The following is a 14,319-nucleotide window of genomic DNA, read 5'->3' as shown; positions in this document are numbered from 1 at the left end:
CCTCTCACTTCCTCAAAGTTCTCACTACTAATAGCTATTAGTCATAAGCGTGTCACGGATGTGCATATCCAAAGTGCTTGATAATATGCTATATTAGCGCCCCTTATTATAGGGTTATTAACGATTGTTTTTTAATTGGCTTCTTACACAGTAGTAGAGGCGAAACAATACGTTCATGACTATTAAAATATTATTGAATTTTGAGCCCTCCATGAATGACATGATTGTCTTAAACGATGTGACCAAAAGCTTTTTAAGCGACCGATCAATCAAGGACAAAAACGGCAAACCGCATTGGTTTACTGCCGTTGAGCCGACATCCCTCACTATCCAACAAGGCGAAATATTCGGCCTAATGGGATATTCAGGTGCCGGTAAATCAACCTTATTGCGTCTGATTAATATGCTGGAACGCCCAGATGCTGGTCAAGTCATCATCGATGGTACTGACTTAACGACGTTATCTGCTAGTGAATTGCGTATCGCACGTCATAATATTGGTATGATTTTTCAGCAGTTTAACCTGATGTCTAATCAAACTGTTTTTGATAACGTGGCATTTAACTTAAAAATCTCTGGTTATCCAAGCCGTGACATTCATAAACGGGTTATGGATTGTCTAGCAATCGTTGACTTAACCGACCGTGCTGGCCACTACCCTGCCCAGCTATCAGGTGGACAAAAGCAGCGTGTTGGTATTGCCCGCGCAATCGCACCCAGTCCAAAAGTACTATTGGCCGATGAACCAACCAGTGCACTAGATCCTGCGACGACCCGTAGTTTGCTGACATGCTTACGTGATATCAACGAGCAACTTGGTGTCACCATTGTCATTGTGACTCATGAGATGAGTGTCATTCGTAGACTCTGTGATCGCGCTGCATTGCTACATCAAGGACAACTACTAGAAGTTGCAGATGTAAGAGACGGTCTGATTCAGGCAACCACCCCTATTGGCCAAGGCTTAGTGCACGAAGACTAATGAGGCAGGAGAAAAAACATGTTAACTGGTAGTGAATTATCCGCCTCGATAGATAAACTGTTGGTGCTGCGCAAAGAAATTATAAGTGCCTTTATTGATACGTTTATTATGCTCGGTATCTCTACAACAGTCGCCATTATCATTGGCGGACTGTTTGGCATATTCTTATTTTTGTCCAGTGATCGACAGTTCTTGCAAAATAAGACGCTGTATGGCGTGCTTGGTGGTATCACCAACTTTATGCGCGCTTTCCCTTTTGTGATTTTGATGATTGCTATGAGCCCTTTTACCAAAGCCATTGTAGGTACTGGTATTGGCCCTATTGCTGCATCGTTAGTACTCGCTATCGCGGGTTCGTTTTACTTTGCCCGTTTGGTCGAGCAAAACTTACGTGAAGTGCCGCGCGGTATTATCGAAGCCACTGAATCGATGGGCGCACGTCCTTTTACCATCATCAAAGTTTTACTCAATGAAGCCCGCTCAGGACTGGTATTGTCCGTGACCATACTTTGTATCAGCCTGCTCTCTTATTCAGCAGCTGCGGGTATGATTGGTGGTGGCGGTCTGGGTGATTTGGCCATTCGTTATGGCTATTATCGTTATCAAACTGAGGTTATGATTTTTATCGTTATCGTATTGTCGATAATGGTCATCTCTATTCAGGCCTCTGGTAACTGGTTAGCCACTCGCTTGGATAAACGCTAAAAACGGTTCCAATAAAAAATAAAACTAAGTAAGACAATGCTTATATGAAGAATACCCAAGGCTTGATGCCGATTCATACTAAGCAAAACGCTTGACTTTGTTACTGAGACCCTTTAATTTTGTTACTAAATTAACAGCCGTTAACTCAGCAGCATTACTATTGATAATGTTGCTTTTTTTAATGGTCATTATTTACCCCTTTATCCCATACCTCTTATTAAGGAAGTTCCATGAAATTAACAGATATCAGCCGTCAGTTGGCGACTGCATTTGCCGCTGTTGGTGTATCAGGCCTAGTGTTAGTTGGCTGTAGCAATTCATCAGCACCAGAAGCGACTCAAGAGCCTGTGACTGAAGGATCAACTGCAGAAACTGCTGCTAGTGATATCGATCCTGAGCATACAAAAATCATTATCGGTACTACTGAAGGTGACTTTGCCGATATGGTACGTAACCAAGTAAAAGGCTCACTTGAAGCTCAAGGTTATGAAGTTGAACTGATTGCCTTTACTGATTATGTACGCCCTAACCTTGCATTGGCTGAAGGTGATTTGGATATCAATATTTTCCAGCATAAGCCTTATCTTGATAATTTCAAAAAAGAAAACAATCTTGATCTAGTAGAAGCATTCCAAGTACCAACGGCTCCGCTTGGCATTTACTCAGGTAAAAAGAACACGCTTGACGCTGCTTTCAAAGGCATGAGTATCTCTGCACCAAACGATCCAAGTAACTTTGCACGTGCTTTGGTTATGATGAATGATCTTGGTTGGATTACCCTAAAAGACAACATCGATCCATTGACTGCATCAAAAGCTGATATCGCTGATAACAGTAAATACGATATCGATATCATTGAATTAGAAGCAGCTCAGTTGCCACGCGCCCGTGATGAAGTTGACTTTGCCGTTATTAACGGTAACTATGCAACGGATGCGGGTATCGAGCTAACTGAAGCTCTATTCCAAGAGCCAAGCTTCTCTTATGTCAACTGGTCAGCGATTAAGTCTGCTGATACTGGCAAAAAATGGGTTGAAGACGTAACCAACGCTTATAACTCAGAAGCTTTCAAAAAGTACGCTCATGACACTTTCCCAGGTTATAAATATCCAAAAATCTGGGGCGCTGATCATGGTGCGCACACTGACGCCGCTGCACCTGCTGAAGCTGAAGCAGCTGCTCAGTAAGTAGACTAACACTCAAAAATGGTTGCTCTAAATAAACCATTTTTGAGCTTAAGTAGTAAAAGCCCATTATTCACGAATGATGGGCTTTTTTTGATCTCAATTTTATGAACGGCAAACAATTACTCGTAGTCTATCCAACATAATTTGGATATAACGAAGCCCAGTGAAAGTACTAGAAATGGGAGATTAAACAAGATTAACGCAGTAATACTTTTATAGCGGAATAACTTATATAGTAAAAATGACGTTACAACCTGTTAGTCCTTTGTAGGAAACCGTCACTCGCTCTTTCACTTCACACAAATTTTTCTTATAGTAGATGAGCTTAATAGTTGCTAGGTAAATAGTTACTAGGCAAAATTAAATATAACTATTACTGATAAATTAAATAATAAACTATAAGGATAATAATATGAGCGTTAAAAATTATAAAATTCGTACCGCTGGACAAGCAAATATTCCTGTACTCGGTCTAGGCACATGGCAATCAACTGGACAAGATTGCATCGACGTCGTCAAACAAGCGTTAGAAATGGGTTATGAGCATATTGATACTGCTCAGGCTTACGGCAATGAAAAAGAAGTTGGACAAGGTATCAAACAATCTGGTGTGGCTCGCGACAAATTCTTTTTGACCACGAAGATATTTCCTGACGATATGAAGTTTCAACCAGAAAAACTAATCGCAGCGGCTAAGCGCTCTTTGGAAGATTTAGACACTGATTACGTTGATTTACTCCTGTTACACTGGCCTGATGATCGTGTCCCACTGTCTGAAACCATTCCTGCATTGTGTGAACTACAGAAACAGGGCTTAACGCGCCATATCGGTGTTTCTAACTTTAATATCGCTAACATTATTGAAGCTAAAAAGTATGCTGACGTACCAATTGTGGTCAATCAGGTTGAGTTTCATCCGTTCATTAAGCAAAACACTTTGCAGACTTTTTTGAACAATCACCATATTTTATTAGAAGCTTACTCACCGCTCGCGCGTGGTGATGTGTTTGATAACGATACCATCAAAGAAATTGCAGATAAGCATAATGTGACACCAGCGCAGATATCATTGGCTTGGATTTTATCAGATAAGCATCGTGTCGCCATTCCGAAGACTGCAAATCCTGACCATTTACAAGGCAACTTAGATGCCCTCAATGTGCAATTGAGTGCTGAAGAATTAGAAAAGATTGGCAACTTAGCTAGCAGTGCTGGTCGCAAAATCGAACATCCTGACTACAGCCCAGTATGGGATGACTAATATTTCGCCATATTAGAGCGTATTCTAAATCTAAACGAGCAAAGCACATATTTGATTAGGGCGTGTCTTCATTTCAAAAATGGTGATAAAAATGAGATAAATTGCCGTCAAACAAGAAAAATAGCGCAGATAATATCGAGATATTAGTCAGCTATTTGACACCGTTTGGCAAGATTTAGCCATTTTTAGCCCATTTAGATGACTATCGGGTTAATTGAAGACACGCCCTAGGATATACTCTAAAACCCGTATAAAAAAAGAGCCGCTAATTGATTTTAGCGGCTCTTTTTTGGGATTAACCTTGTTCAAATACAGTCGATTCAATTTAAAAGTAGTACAAGGCAACCGAGCGTAGATGTATATTAAATACTTCAAGCGAGGTTAACGCAGTAATACTTTCATAGTGGAATGACTGTATTACTGCTGCAGCGTATCAGTCTCATGAACCTTTTCAGCAGGATTGTATTGCTCAGAAGATGGTACAGCACCGCTACGATTGTTCTCTTTCATTGATTTGGCTACTTCTGGAGGCATGTAATTTTCATCATGCTTTGCCAATACTTCACCAGCCACAAAGGTGTCACCCTGCATTTTACCAGTGGCAACCACGCCTGAGTTTTCAGCGAATAAATCCGGCAAGATACCTTGATAAGTTACTGGAACAGTTGATTCAAAATCAGTAATCGCAAACTCAACATTCAATGGATTGTCTGCTGCACGCTGTACGCTACCCGCTACTACCATACCGCCTGCACGAATGCGCTTATCTTGTGGCGCTTCACCTTTGGCGATGGCAGTAGCGTCAAAGTAGTAGTCCGTCTGTTGCCCAATAGCATACAGCACCAGCACTACGGCTATTGCGGCTCCTGCAAGCGTAAACATAACCCACATCAGTTTTTTGCGACGAACTGCATTCATACCACTACCTCATTGATGAGTCGCTGTTTTACAAACCATAATCAATCTATAAAACAGAAAAATTTGAAGAAACTACCATTAGAAAAACTTTCTAAAAATGTCTTTCTAATCGTACTCTTCTAACGGCTATATGGTAGCATTTTTCGGACAAATCAATAGGCATTATAGTGAGGTATGATGTTACCCATTGATAAACGGCTTACTGACCATCTATGCACTAAAGTTATGATATCGAAATGTTTTTTTAACGAGAGTGCTTGGTTGCAGATGGTGTTGCTTTAGTCGTACGCTGTGCCTGACGTGCTTGCTGAATTGTCAGCTGCTTGATAAGGGCTTGTCTCTGGCGGCGACTATAAGCAATAAAAATCAGCATCGCGCCAACCGTGATGGCCCAACATGACCAAACAAAAACACCATGCTTACCCATGGCGATGAACTCAGATACGCTGTAAAAATAGGGCTGCATAATCGTTTCCTAGCCGTTATTTATGTTGACCACGGATGTACTCTTTCACCCATGCTTTGCCTTGATCACGATACAATATCAAAGTATTGGTACGATAAATCGCTAATGTTGCCACCAGTAAATAGCTACCAATTACCATCAGCAGCAATGGCATCCACATATCTGCCGACATCTTTGGTGCTGAGGTCAAACTAAAAGTTGAACCCTGATGCAACGTATTCCACCACTGTACTGAGTACTTGATAATCGGTAAGTTCACAGCACCAACAATCGATAAAATGGCTGCCGCTTTGCCGCGATTGGCAGTATGCTCAAAGGCTGCGAACAATGCCATGACACCGGCATATAAGAATGCCAAAATTAGCATAGACGTTAAGCGTGCATCCCAGACCCAATAAGTGCCCCAAGTGGGTTTTGCCCAAATAGAGCCTGTAATCAAACTAATAATACAGAGTAAGAAGCCTATAGGAGCAATCGCCTGCGCCACCAAACTGGCCGTCTTAATCTTCCAGACCAAATAAATTGCCCCTAGTATAGCGAGCGCAAAATAAATAGAAATTGCAAGACCAGCAGCTGGTACGTGGATAAAGATAATGCGGTAGCTATTGCCTTGCAAGTAGTCAGGCGGTGCAAAAGCAAGACCCCAAACGCTACCTATCAGCAGACAGATACTGGCTAATATGGCCAACCACTTAACCCAAGGTCCAAAGATACGGAAAAACTCCTTGGTACCCACAGTGGTCAAAAAGCCTTGCCAAATGCGCTGCCACAGGCTAGGAGATGAGACGTTATTCAGGTTGGGCATGGGGATAAACCTATTTGCGCAGCTCTTTGGTCATAACGGACACAGCACACTATGGGCGCTATTATCTATGAACCTGCTGGCGTTAAACACTGGATAGAATCTACAAGTTATTGTTTGCGTATTAAGTTGGCTATTATAGCAAAATTACCCGTTTTCAACAGGCTGTTAATACAAAGGTTTTTTATGAGGACTGTTGGTGCATCCTACTTGATTTTTAATTGAGCCACGCCATTTTTAAGGTCATCGCAATTACCCATGGCATGATTAAAACTGAAATAATACTGCCTGCTAATAACAACGCTAAAATAGGCAGGCCATTTAGACCAGAAGCGAATAAATCAACGGCACCAGTCGCAAAAATCAATACCGGCAACTGCATAGGCAAAGCGATCAATGGCACAAGCACCGCGCCATTTTTTAATGATAACGTTAAACTACTGGCAACTGCCGACAGCATCAACAGCATGGGACTACCCGTCACAATAGAGGCCATTAGTATCCACGCCTCAAACCAACTGAGCTGAAACAATGGTACGGCAAGCAAGCTGAGCGCTGCCACAATGCCGCTACTAAAAATCCAATGAATCACCAAACGTATCAACACCCACAGTGGCAATGAAGCGTTGGCGACGACTAATTGTGCGAGCGTACCATTATCAAGCGCGGGCTTAAATAGTCCATCAACGCCCATTACTAGTGATAACAGAGCGGCAATCCATACGGCAGACACACCGAGCCGCTGCAATAGCGCAGGCTCGCTACCAACTGCTAACGGAAACAAGGTTATAATGACTAGAAATAGTACTAAAGGATACAACCATTGCACTGCTCCTTGCTGCTTCACTTGCCATTCACGACGCCACAACTGCATAAAACTGATGCCGCGCACAGCTGATACGATAACGTTCGAGCCTTTATCTGTTGTTTGTACGGGGCTATCTGTCATTATCCGTCCTTTTACCTATACTGCTTATAGTTATCACACTTATTGAAGCTATCGCACTTCTTACAGTTATCGCATTCATACCATATAATCTGACAAATCGAGCACTTGATTGGCAACGCCAACGGCCTGATGACTGGTCATTAATATTGAGCCACCAGCATTAGCAAAGTCACTCAATCTGTCTTCCATTCGTACCACCATATCGACATCAAGCGCAGTAAAAGGCTCATCAAGTAACCACAAAGGTGTGATATCAGGGGTCAGTAGATATAATCTTGCGAGGGTAATACGGCGTGTCTGCCCAGCAGATAAATGACTGGAGCTAACGGTCTCAAACCCTTGTAATCCTACCCAAGCGAGCGCATCATCGATATCAGTGACACTTGGTGTGATACCATATAAATTCAGTAGAAATGTTAGATTTTGCGCGACGGTGAGATTTGGATGAATACCCAATTGGTGCGAAACATATAAAGGTTGAATAGGCAGACTTACAGCCCCTTGGTAAACAACCTCACCAGTAATGACTGGCAGTAATCCAGCCAGCTGCATCAGTAACGTTGTTTTACCTGTACCGTTCGCACCAACTAAATGACAGAGGCTACCTGCAGATAAATTGAGAGAGACTTCTTCACATAAAGGTATTTCACCGCGCTGGACTGTCAAACCATCAAGCACCAGTAAAGGCATATCCAAAGCTGTCATCAAAACCTCTCATTATTTATCAAACAGTAATCAATATTCACCACAAACAAATATGATGTTCATGGCATAATACTTTATGCTTACCACAAACACCCAGTATAACAAATTGTCGATTACTATGACCTCAAAACCTATGCAGACTTCAAAAGATAACCAAAACCTAGACTTAGAAACAAACACGTCGACGTTCACTATTAATAGCTTAATCGACGCCCAAGTTGATTTTATGCAGCATTGGTTACGCCAGCAGGCTGAGCCACTGAGTATGGAAGCTTGGCAATGGTTTGGCGCACAACCACTTAACAAATACATCAGCCGTGATAACTTGCAGCATTTGATGGGTGATTGGCTACTAAGTCAGCCCATGACGGCGGTGATGCGTAAGGATATCCGTGATATTTTGCACACGGTTATTTATCACCCAGTCAATGATAACGTACCCCTATCCGAGCTAGTAGATGATACACAGGTTGAGACGCTAGCCAACTATGTAGGCAGTCATGAACAGCAGCGCAATGTTTTAATTCACACGCTAGTTGGCAATGAAACCTTTGCAGACTTACTGACCCAGACGCTATATCACGCGATCAACGACTTTATGGAAAGCACACTAGATAAAGCAGGCGGTGTTGGTAAATTGATGAAACTGGGACGTAGCTCTTTTGAAAAAGCGACCAACAGAAACCTTGATGAAAAACTGCAAGCCTATTTGCACCGTAATATTAAAGATTTAACACGTCGGGCAGAAGCCAATGCGCAAGCACATCTATCAAATGAAGAAGTGGCACGGTTATTAGTCACTGGTTGGGCGCGCATCAAAGAGCAGCCTGTCAGTCATCTGCAAACTTATCTGCGTGACGAGCCTGACAACAGCAGTATCGATCATATCGAAGCCAGTATTCAGCAGAGCTATAATCGCCTGCGCGTGTCGCCGTATTTACATACGCTAGCAGCAGCAAGCATCGATACTTGGTATGACAATCATCAATCAGACACGATTGCGATCGTTGCAGCCAGTTTACATATTGATGAGCAGGCCATGACACAGTTTAGTACGGCGCTACTGCCTGTCGTACACGATGCGCTTGATAGCCCATGGTTTGTGGCACATATCCGTGAGATGTTAAAGGCGTTTTATGCACAATCGCATATTAAAGAAGGGTTGGCACTCAATAACGAGTAACTCAACATTTTGAGTTATACATCAGATGCCATTATCATTCACTTATTGATCAGCAACATACATTATGAGCCAAACGACTAAACTCAGCTTGTGGCAAAAACTCAAACAGTTATTGACTGCTGCTGCGCCTCAGGCGGTTGCTGATACTGATATGAGTAATGATGATATAAGTGGCAGAGAGACTAGTGGCTTACATGGTTATAGTAGCTCACATGACCATAATGATAACCATAGTGACTCGCATAACAACCATAATAAGAGTGATTCTAACTCTCCCACTGAAAATGAAAGTGAGCAGGTACAACCTGATGCTTTAAGCTTAGATAAAGAGCAACCCGAGCAATCTGACATACTTATTATCGACTGTCTGAAGCAGTATTTTCATACCAAAAAATGGCACTATACTTATCACCGTCCGAAGGCCAATGATGACCAGCAATCACATCATTTGTCTTTTTCGATGCGTCACAAACAACTGATCTCTGCTTATCTATTTCGTTGGCAGGAGCAAAATAAACTGCTGGCCGTCTATGGGATTTTGCCATTTTCCATTCCAGAGAGTCATCAAAGCGCTGCAATGCTACTCATCACTCAAATCAATTATGACATGATGATTGGTAATCTAGAGATGGATGTCAATGATGGAGAAATACGCTACAAAACCGCCATCGATGTCGAGACAGTTGATATCGACAAGGCGCTTATCGAACACTTACTACAAAGTGTGGTTGCTATGACTACTGTCGCCCATGAACTATTTAGTGATTTGATCAACAATCAAGATCCTGCAGAAGACATGCAAACATTACTTACAGAGCTACACCAACAAGCAGACGCTCGCACGTTCTTTTTACCCACGCAGTTTGTACAATAGAGCCATCGTTAGTCATTATCCTACTATCCACTCACCCGTTTAGAAAACCATCGCCCTTATGCTAAAAATTGCCTACTCTGATATTTTTCGTTACTCAGTGCCTGAAAAGCATCGCTTCCCTATGCAGAAGTACACCATGATTCCTGAGCGCTTACTGGCCGAAGGGACGATCACGACCGATAACTTTTTTGCGCCTGCAAGCTTAAGTGAAGACGAGATTTTGACCACCCATACGCATGACTATTGGTATCAATTGAAAACGCAAACATTACCACGGAAAGAAGCCCGTGCCATCGGTTTTAAGATGACACCCGAGCTGGTAGAGCGTGGTCGTTATATTGCTCATGCAACCTATGAATGCGCATTATATGCACAGCAATATGGCGTAGCAATGAATGTCGCAGGTGGCACACATCACGCGTTTTCAGATCATGGCGAAGGATTTTGTGTCTTTAACGATGTTTGTATTGCTAGTAATTTATTATTAGATCGCGGATTGGCGCAAAAGATTTTGGTTGTTGATTTAGATGTGCATCAAGGTAATGGCAACGCTAGCATCATGGCAGACGAGCCACGTGTTTTTGTGTTTAGTATGCATGGTGCAAAGAACTATCCTTTTCGCAAGCAAGTATCAGACTTGGATATTGAGCTAGATAATGATACAGGTGATGCCGAGTATTTACAGATATTAAAGGATACGCTACCACGCCTAATAAAAAACTTTGCACCCGACATGATTTTTTATCAGTCTGCGGTAGACGTATTGGCCACTGATAAATTAGGGAAACTCGGTTTGACGATGGAAGGTTGTAAAGCGCGTGATGAGTATGTGTTGCAGCAAGCAAAAACCGCCAACATTCCTGTTGCTATCGTGATGGGTGGTGGCTATTCAGAAGATATCGAAGATGTGGTCGAAGCGCACTGTAATACTTTTCGTCTGGCGCAGCAGATATTCTTTGGTAAGTAAACAGCACCTATGCCAACTTAAAGACGTTGGCTACTACAAAAATGCCGTAATCCCCTGCCAGCCCACACGAATACCAAGCACCGTGACAATCAATAAAATAAGCTGACGAAAGCGAGCTTGCGGCAAGTAACGACGCAGGCGAATACCAACCAAAAGAGTAACGATAGATATCACGCTAAGTAAAGTAATCAGCTGCCACTCACCACTGGTCAACGCCATAATCGGTTCACGTAACACAATAATCTGGGCAACTTTACCCAAAAAATAACACATATTGCCGACTTTCGCGATGGTGTTTTTATCATCGCTGGCAGACAGTAGATACATCATAAGGATAGTCGACATGGCATTGGTCGCACCGCCAATAACGCCAGCGCTAAAACCAACCATAATCAGCACAGGCTTGGTATCTGGTAGACGGGTTTGTTTGCCAAGTAAACTACTGATGACATAAAAGGCAATAACCGCTGCCAGTGTCAATAAAATATAAGCACTATCTATCCATAGCAATAATTTGGCACCCAGTATGCTGCCAAGTAAGCTGGTCAATGCCAATAACCAATAACGCCTGCCATAATAAGTAAAATTCTGCCAAATCGTATGACCACCACCAGATAGCCAAGTCATCGCATTGAGTAATATAGAGGGAAAAATAACCAACACAATGGCGTGTGGCAACGGGTAAATACTCGCAAGTGCCGTGGTTGTCACCAACGTCACACCTAGCCCGCTAATACCATGCAGCAGCGATGCCATTGCAAAAATCAAAGTCAGTATTAGCATCTGCGTGCTATCGTTACCCACCATTTCCATCATATTTCATACCACTCAGGGCTTTATATTTACATTTATAGCGACAGCATTAATGCCTGCCCTAATTTCAATAATGGCGATAAAAACGCAATAAATCTTAGTCAAGTAAAGCAACTAAGGACAGATAATATTTTCATATTACCTGTCCTTAATGCCATTCAATGTGGACTTAGCCAGTTTTGTTTTGGCGCATCACATACTGTCTAATTTAGATTGAACGCATATCTTAGCTATTATGGCGCTGCCAAACTGTTTCACCGATGATGCTAGCCAATTGCTCAGCAATCTTATCTTTGCTCGCTTTTTCAAGCATGACGCTATCATTCTCATAACGCTCTGAAAAGAACACCTGCATAGCATTATCGTCACTAGCAAAGCCAATATCAGCCCGTGAGACATCATTGCAAGCAATCAAATCTAAGTTTTTGGAAATAAGTTTACCACGAGCATAGTGCTCGACATCTTGGGTCTCTGCTGCAAAACCAACGACAAACAATTCTGGATGAGCAAGAGAAATAGTCGCCAAAATATCAGGATTTTTAACCAGATTTAGCATCATTGCATCTTGCGTTTTTTTGATTTTTTGCGGAGCTGCCTCTTCCGTACGATAATCAGCAACAGCAGCCGTCGCAATAAAGATATCAGCGACTCTCACGCTGTCATCGGTGCTAGTCGTGACAACATCCTGCTCGTCCCCACAATCGCAATCACCGTGGTGGTCATGTGAATGTGAGTGGTCATGATGATCATGGTCGTGGTCATGCTCGTCTTCAGATATGTATTGTAGCTCGCTATGTGTACCATCCACACATTGTTGCGCGGCAGTCAGCATCTCTTGCGCAGATAAAACATCTATGCGCGTGACTTTAAGCGGTGTAGGCAGTGCCACCTTACCACCGGTAATCAAAATCACCTCGGCACCAGCAGCCACACAAGCACGCGCTAAAGCAAAACCCATTTTTCCGGTAGAGTGATTAGACAAATAACGAACTGGATCAATTGCTTCTACTGTCGGTCCAGCGGTAATGACCACTCTTTTGCCTGCCAGCAATTGCGGCGTCGTTTGCATGGCATTGAATAATAATACTTCGGCCAATAGCTGCTCAGGCTCAGGTAGTCGCCCTGCTCCCACATCACCACAAGCCTGTTCACCGCTTGCAGGCTGTATCACATGATAATTCATGTCGCCCAGCGTTTGCACATTCAGGTTTACCGCTGGATGCGCCCACATCTGCTGATTCATCGCAGGGGCGACAATGACAGGTGCGGTGGTAGCAAGACAAACGGTGGTTAGCAGATCATCCGCCATACCCATCGCAAGACGTGCGAGCGTATTGGCCGAGGCTGGCGCAATGACGATTAAATCTGCCCATTTAGCCAATTCAATATGCCCCATCCCTGCTTCTGCTTGCTCATCCAGTAGTGAGATATGCACCTCATTACCAGTCAACGCTTGTAGGGTCAGCGGTGTGATAAAGGCCTGTGCACCTGTGGTCATAATGACGCGCACATTAAAGCCCGCTTTGATTAATAAGCGGGCAAATATAGCAGATTTATAAGCGGCGATACCGCCAGTGATAGCAAGCACAATATTAGACATAAGCATGGCAACAATAAAAAAGTTGGAAGATAAAATTGCACTTATAGTAACAATTATGAGATAAGTTGGGTAAGAATTTCTATATTTACCAAATATATCTGGCAGCAATCCATTTTCAAGGAGTGACAATGGCGATTAAAGACTGGCATGAGGATGATAGGCCACGAGAAAAATTATTGAAGTTTGGCGCAGCCCATTTGTCTGATGCTGAAATACTGGCCATATTTTTGCGGACAGGCACCAAGTCTCAGTCAGCGATTGAACTGGCTCGTCATTTGATCGAGCAGTTTGGTAGCTTGGCAGAACTATTGGCAGCCCCGCAAGATATCGTCCTTGCCTGTCATGGTATCGGCCCTGCAAAATACTCACAGATATTAGCCTCGCTTGAGATGGGTACGCGCTATCTAGATAGTCAGCTCAAAACTGGCCAAGCACTCGGACGCTCTCAAGCAGTCAAAGATTATATCAGCACTCAGTTGCGCGGTGAGCATCGTGAAGTTTTTGCCGTTCTTTGTCTGGACAATGCACTCAACCTGTTAAATTTTGAGATACTATTCACGGGCGGTATTTCATCATGTTCCGTCTGTATGAAGCACGTACTACGACACGCGTTAAGTCATGCAGCTAGCCAGTTAATCATCGCGCACAACCATCCTCATACAGACTCCAAGCCATCGACAGCTGACAACTTACTCACCTATGAGCTAAAAAAGGCCTGTGATTTATTAGACATATCTTTAGTCGATCATATCATCGTCGGACGCAACGATACTCTATCCTATGCCGAAAGCTGTTTGGCACCTTTTGGGTAGTTTTATCTGACTTATTTGGTCTTTGGTCGCACTAGCTATATACTTTATGCAGCTTGATACATATTATCGACACAGCGTAGCATTTTAACCGTTGA

The 14,319-nt window shown here is 42.9% G+C and carries 15 protein-coding genes; 8 read left to right on the top strand and 7 right to left on the bottom strand.

Translation table 11 applies throughout. The features are described from left to right. The first annotated feature begins 211 nt into the window (after window positions 1-211). From I6E84_RS12045 to I6E84_RS12030, 4 genes are all read left to right on the top strand, one after another. Complete coding sequence (locus I6E84_RS12045; RefSeq protein ID WP_194198161.1) at window positions 212-982, top strand: methionine ABC transporter ATP-binding protein; 771 nt, start codon at window positions 212-214, stop codon at window positions 980-982. 48 nt (window positions 983-1,030) lie between these two features. Continuing rightward, complete coding sequence (locus tag I6E84_RS12040; RefSeq protein WP_413786951.1) at window positions 1,031-1,687, top strand: methionine ABC transporter permease; 657 nt, start codon at window positions 1,031-1,033, stop codon at window positions 1,685-1,687. 230 nt (window positions 1,688-1,917) lie between these two features. Then, window positions 1,918-2,874: a MetQ/NlpA family ABC transporter substrate-binding protein gene (locus I6E84_RS12035; protein WP_197218205.1), complete on the top strand. Its 957-nt coding sequence runs from the start codon at window positions 1,918-1,920 to the stop codon at window positions 2,872-2,874. 412 nt (window positions 2,875-3,286) lie between these two features. Next, window positions 3,287-4,135, top strand: a complete 849-nt coding sequence (locus tag I6E84_RS12030; RefSeq protein ID WP_197135027.1) for an aldo/keto reductase — start codon at window positions 3,287-3,289, stop codon at window positions 4,133-4,135. Between the two features lie 417 nt (window positions 4,136-4,552). On the opposite strand, the gene ccmE is transcribed toward I6E84_RS12030, so the two are convergent. The 5 genes from ccmE to ccmA form a co-directional block, all read right to left on the bottom strand. Further along, entirely contained in the window at window positions 4,553-5,053 is a 501-nt protein-coding gene (gene ccmE, locus I6E84_RS12025) for a cytochrome c maturation protein CcmE (protein WP_197102177.1), read from the bottom strand. 244 nt (window positions 5,054-5,297) lie between these two features. Further along, window positions 5,298-5,519, bottom strand: a complete 222-nt coding sequence (gene ccmD / locus I6E84_RS12020; RefSeq protein WP_110924042.1) for a heme exporter protein CcmD — start codon at window positions 5,517-5,519, stop codon at window positions 5,298-5,300. 16 nt (window positions 5,520-5,535) lie between these two features. Then, window positions 5,536-6,324, bottom strand: a complete 789-nt coding sequence (ccmC, locus tag I6E84_RS12015; protein ID WP_110924043.1) for a heme ABC transporter permease CcmC — start codon at window positions 6,322-6,324, stop codon at window positions 5,536-5,538. Between the two features lie 214 nt (window positions 6,325-6,538). Then, entirely contained in the window at window positions 6,539-7,195 is a 657-nt protein-coding gene (locus I6E84_RS12010; RefSeq protein ID WP_110924123.1) for a heme exporter protein CcmB, read from the bottom strand. Window positions 7,196-7,345: 150 nt separating this feature from the next. Then, window positions 7,346-7,975, bottom strand: coding sequence for a heme ABC exporter ATP-binding protein CcmA (gene ccmA / locus I6E84_RS12005; RefSeq protein WP_197218204.1), 630 nt, complete (start codon window positions 7,973-7,975; stop codon window positions 7,346-7,348). Between the two features lie 133 nt (window positions 7,976-8,108). Here ccmA and I6E84_RS12000 point away from each other — a divergent pair, with 133 nt between their 5' ends. The 3 genes from I6E84_RS12000 (at window position 8,109) to I6E84_RS11990 (ending at window position 10,999) form a co-directional block, all read left to right on the top strand. Then, entirely contained in the window at window positions 8,109-9,158 is a 1,050-nt protein-coding gene (locus tag I6E84_RS12000; protein ID WP_227681491.1) for a hypothetical protein, read from the top strand. A gap of 64 nt (window positions 9,159-9,222) precedes the next feature. Next, on the top strand, window positions 9,223-10,032 hold the full coding sequence (locus tag I6E84_RS11995; RefSeq protein ID WP_197102180.1) for a YbjN domain-containing protein: 810 nt from the start codon (window positions 9,223-9,225) through the stop codon (window positions 10,030-10,032). A gap of 58 nt (window positions 10,033-10,090) precedes the next feature. After that, the gene (locus I6E84_RS11990; protein ID WP_197218203.1) at window positions 10,091-10,999 is read left to right on the top strand and encodes a histone deacetylase; all 909 of its coding nucleotides are present in this window, start codon (window positions 10,091-10,093) and stop codon (window positions 10,997-10,999) included. A gap of 33 nt (window positions 11,000-11,032) precedes the next feature. Here the strand turns inward: I6E84_RS11990 and I6E84_RS11985 are convergent, their stop codons facing one another. Both I6E84_RS11985 and coaBC read right to left on the bottom strand, forming a co-directional pair. Then, complete coding sequence (locus tag I6E84_RS11985) at window positions 11,033-11,815, bottom strand: sulfite exporter TauE/SafE family protein (RefSeq protein ID WP_197218202.1); 783 nt, start codon at window positions 11,813-11,815, stop codon at window positions 11,033-11,035. Between the two features lie 223 nt (window positions 11,816-12,038). Continuing rightward, window positions 12,039-13,412 carry a bifunctional phosphopantothenoylcysteine decarboxylase/phosphopantothenate--cysteine ligase CoaBC gene (gene coaBC, locus I6E84_RS11980; protein ID WP_197218201.1) on the bottom strand — a complete coding sequence of 458 codons (1,374 nt, stop codon included), beginning with the start codon at window positions 13,410-13,412 and terminating at the stop codon, window positions 12,039-12,041. Window positions 13,413-13,540: 128 nt separating this feature from the next. Between coaBC and radC the strand changes: the two genes are divergently transcribed. Further along, complete coding sequence (gene radC / locus I6E84_RS11975) at window positions 13,541-14,224, top strand: RadC family protein (RefSeq protein ID WP_197218199.1); 684 nt, start codon at window positions 13,541-13,543, stop codon at window positions 14,222-14,224. Window positions 14,225-14,319 lie beyond the last annotated feature (95 nt).

Source organism: Psychrobacter sp. SCQQ22, from assembly GCF_015864605.1.
Taxonomy (GTDB): Bacteria; Pseudomonadota; Gammaproteobacteria; order Pseudomonadales; family Moraxellaceae; genus Psychrobacter; species Psychrobacter fozii.
Note: the sequence above shows the minus strand (reverse complement) of the source record. Positions and strands in the feature narration are given on the sequence as shown.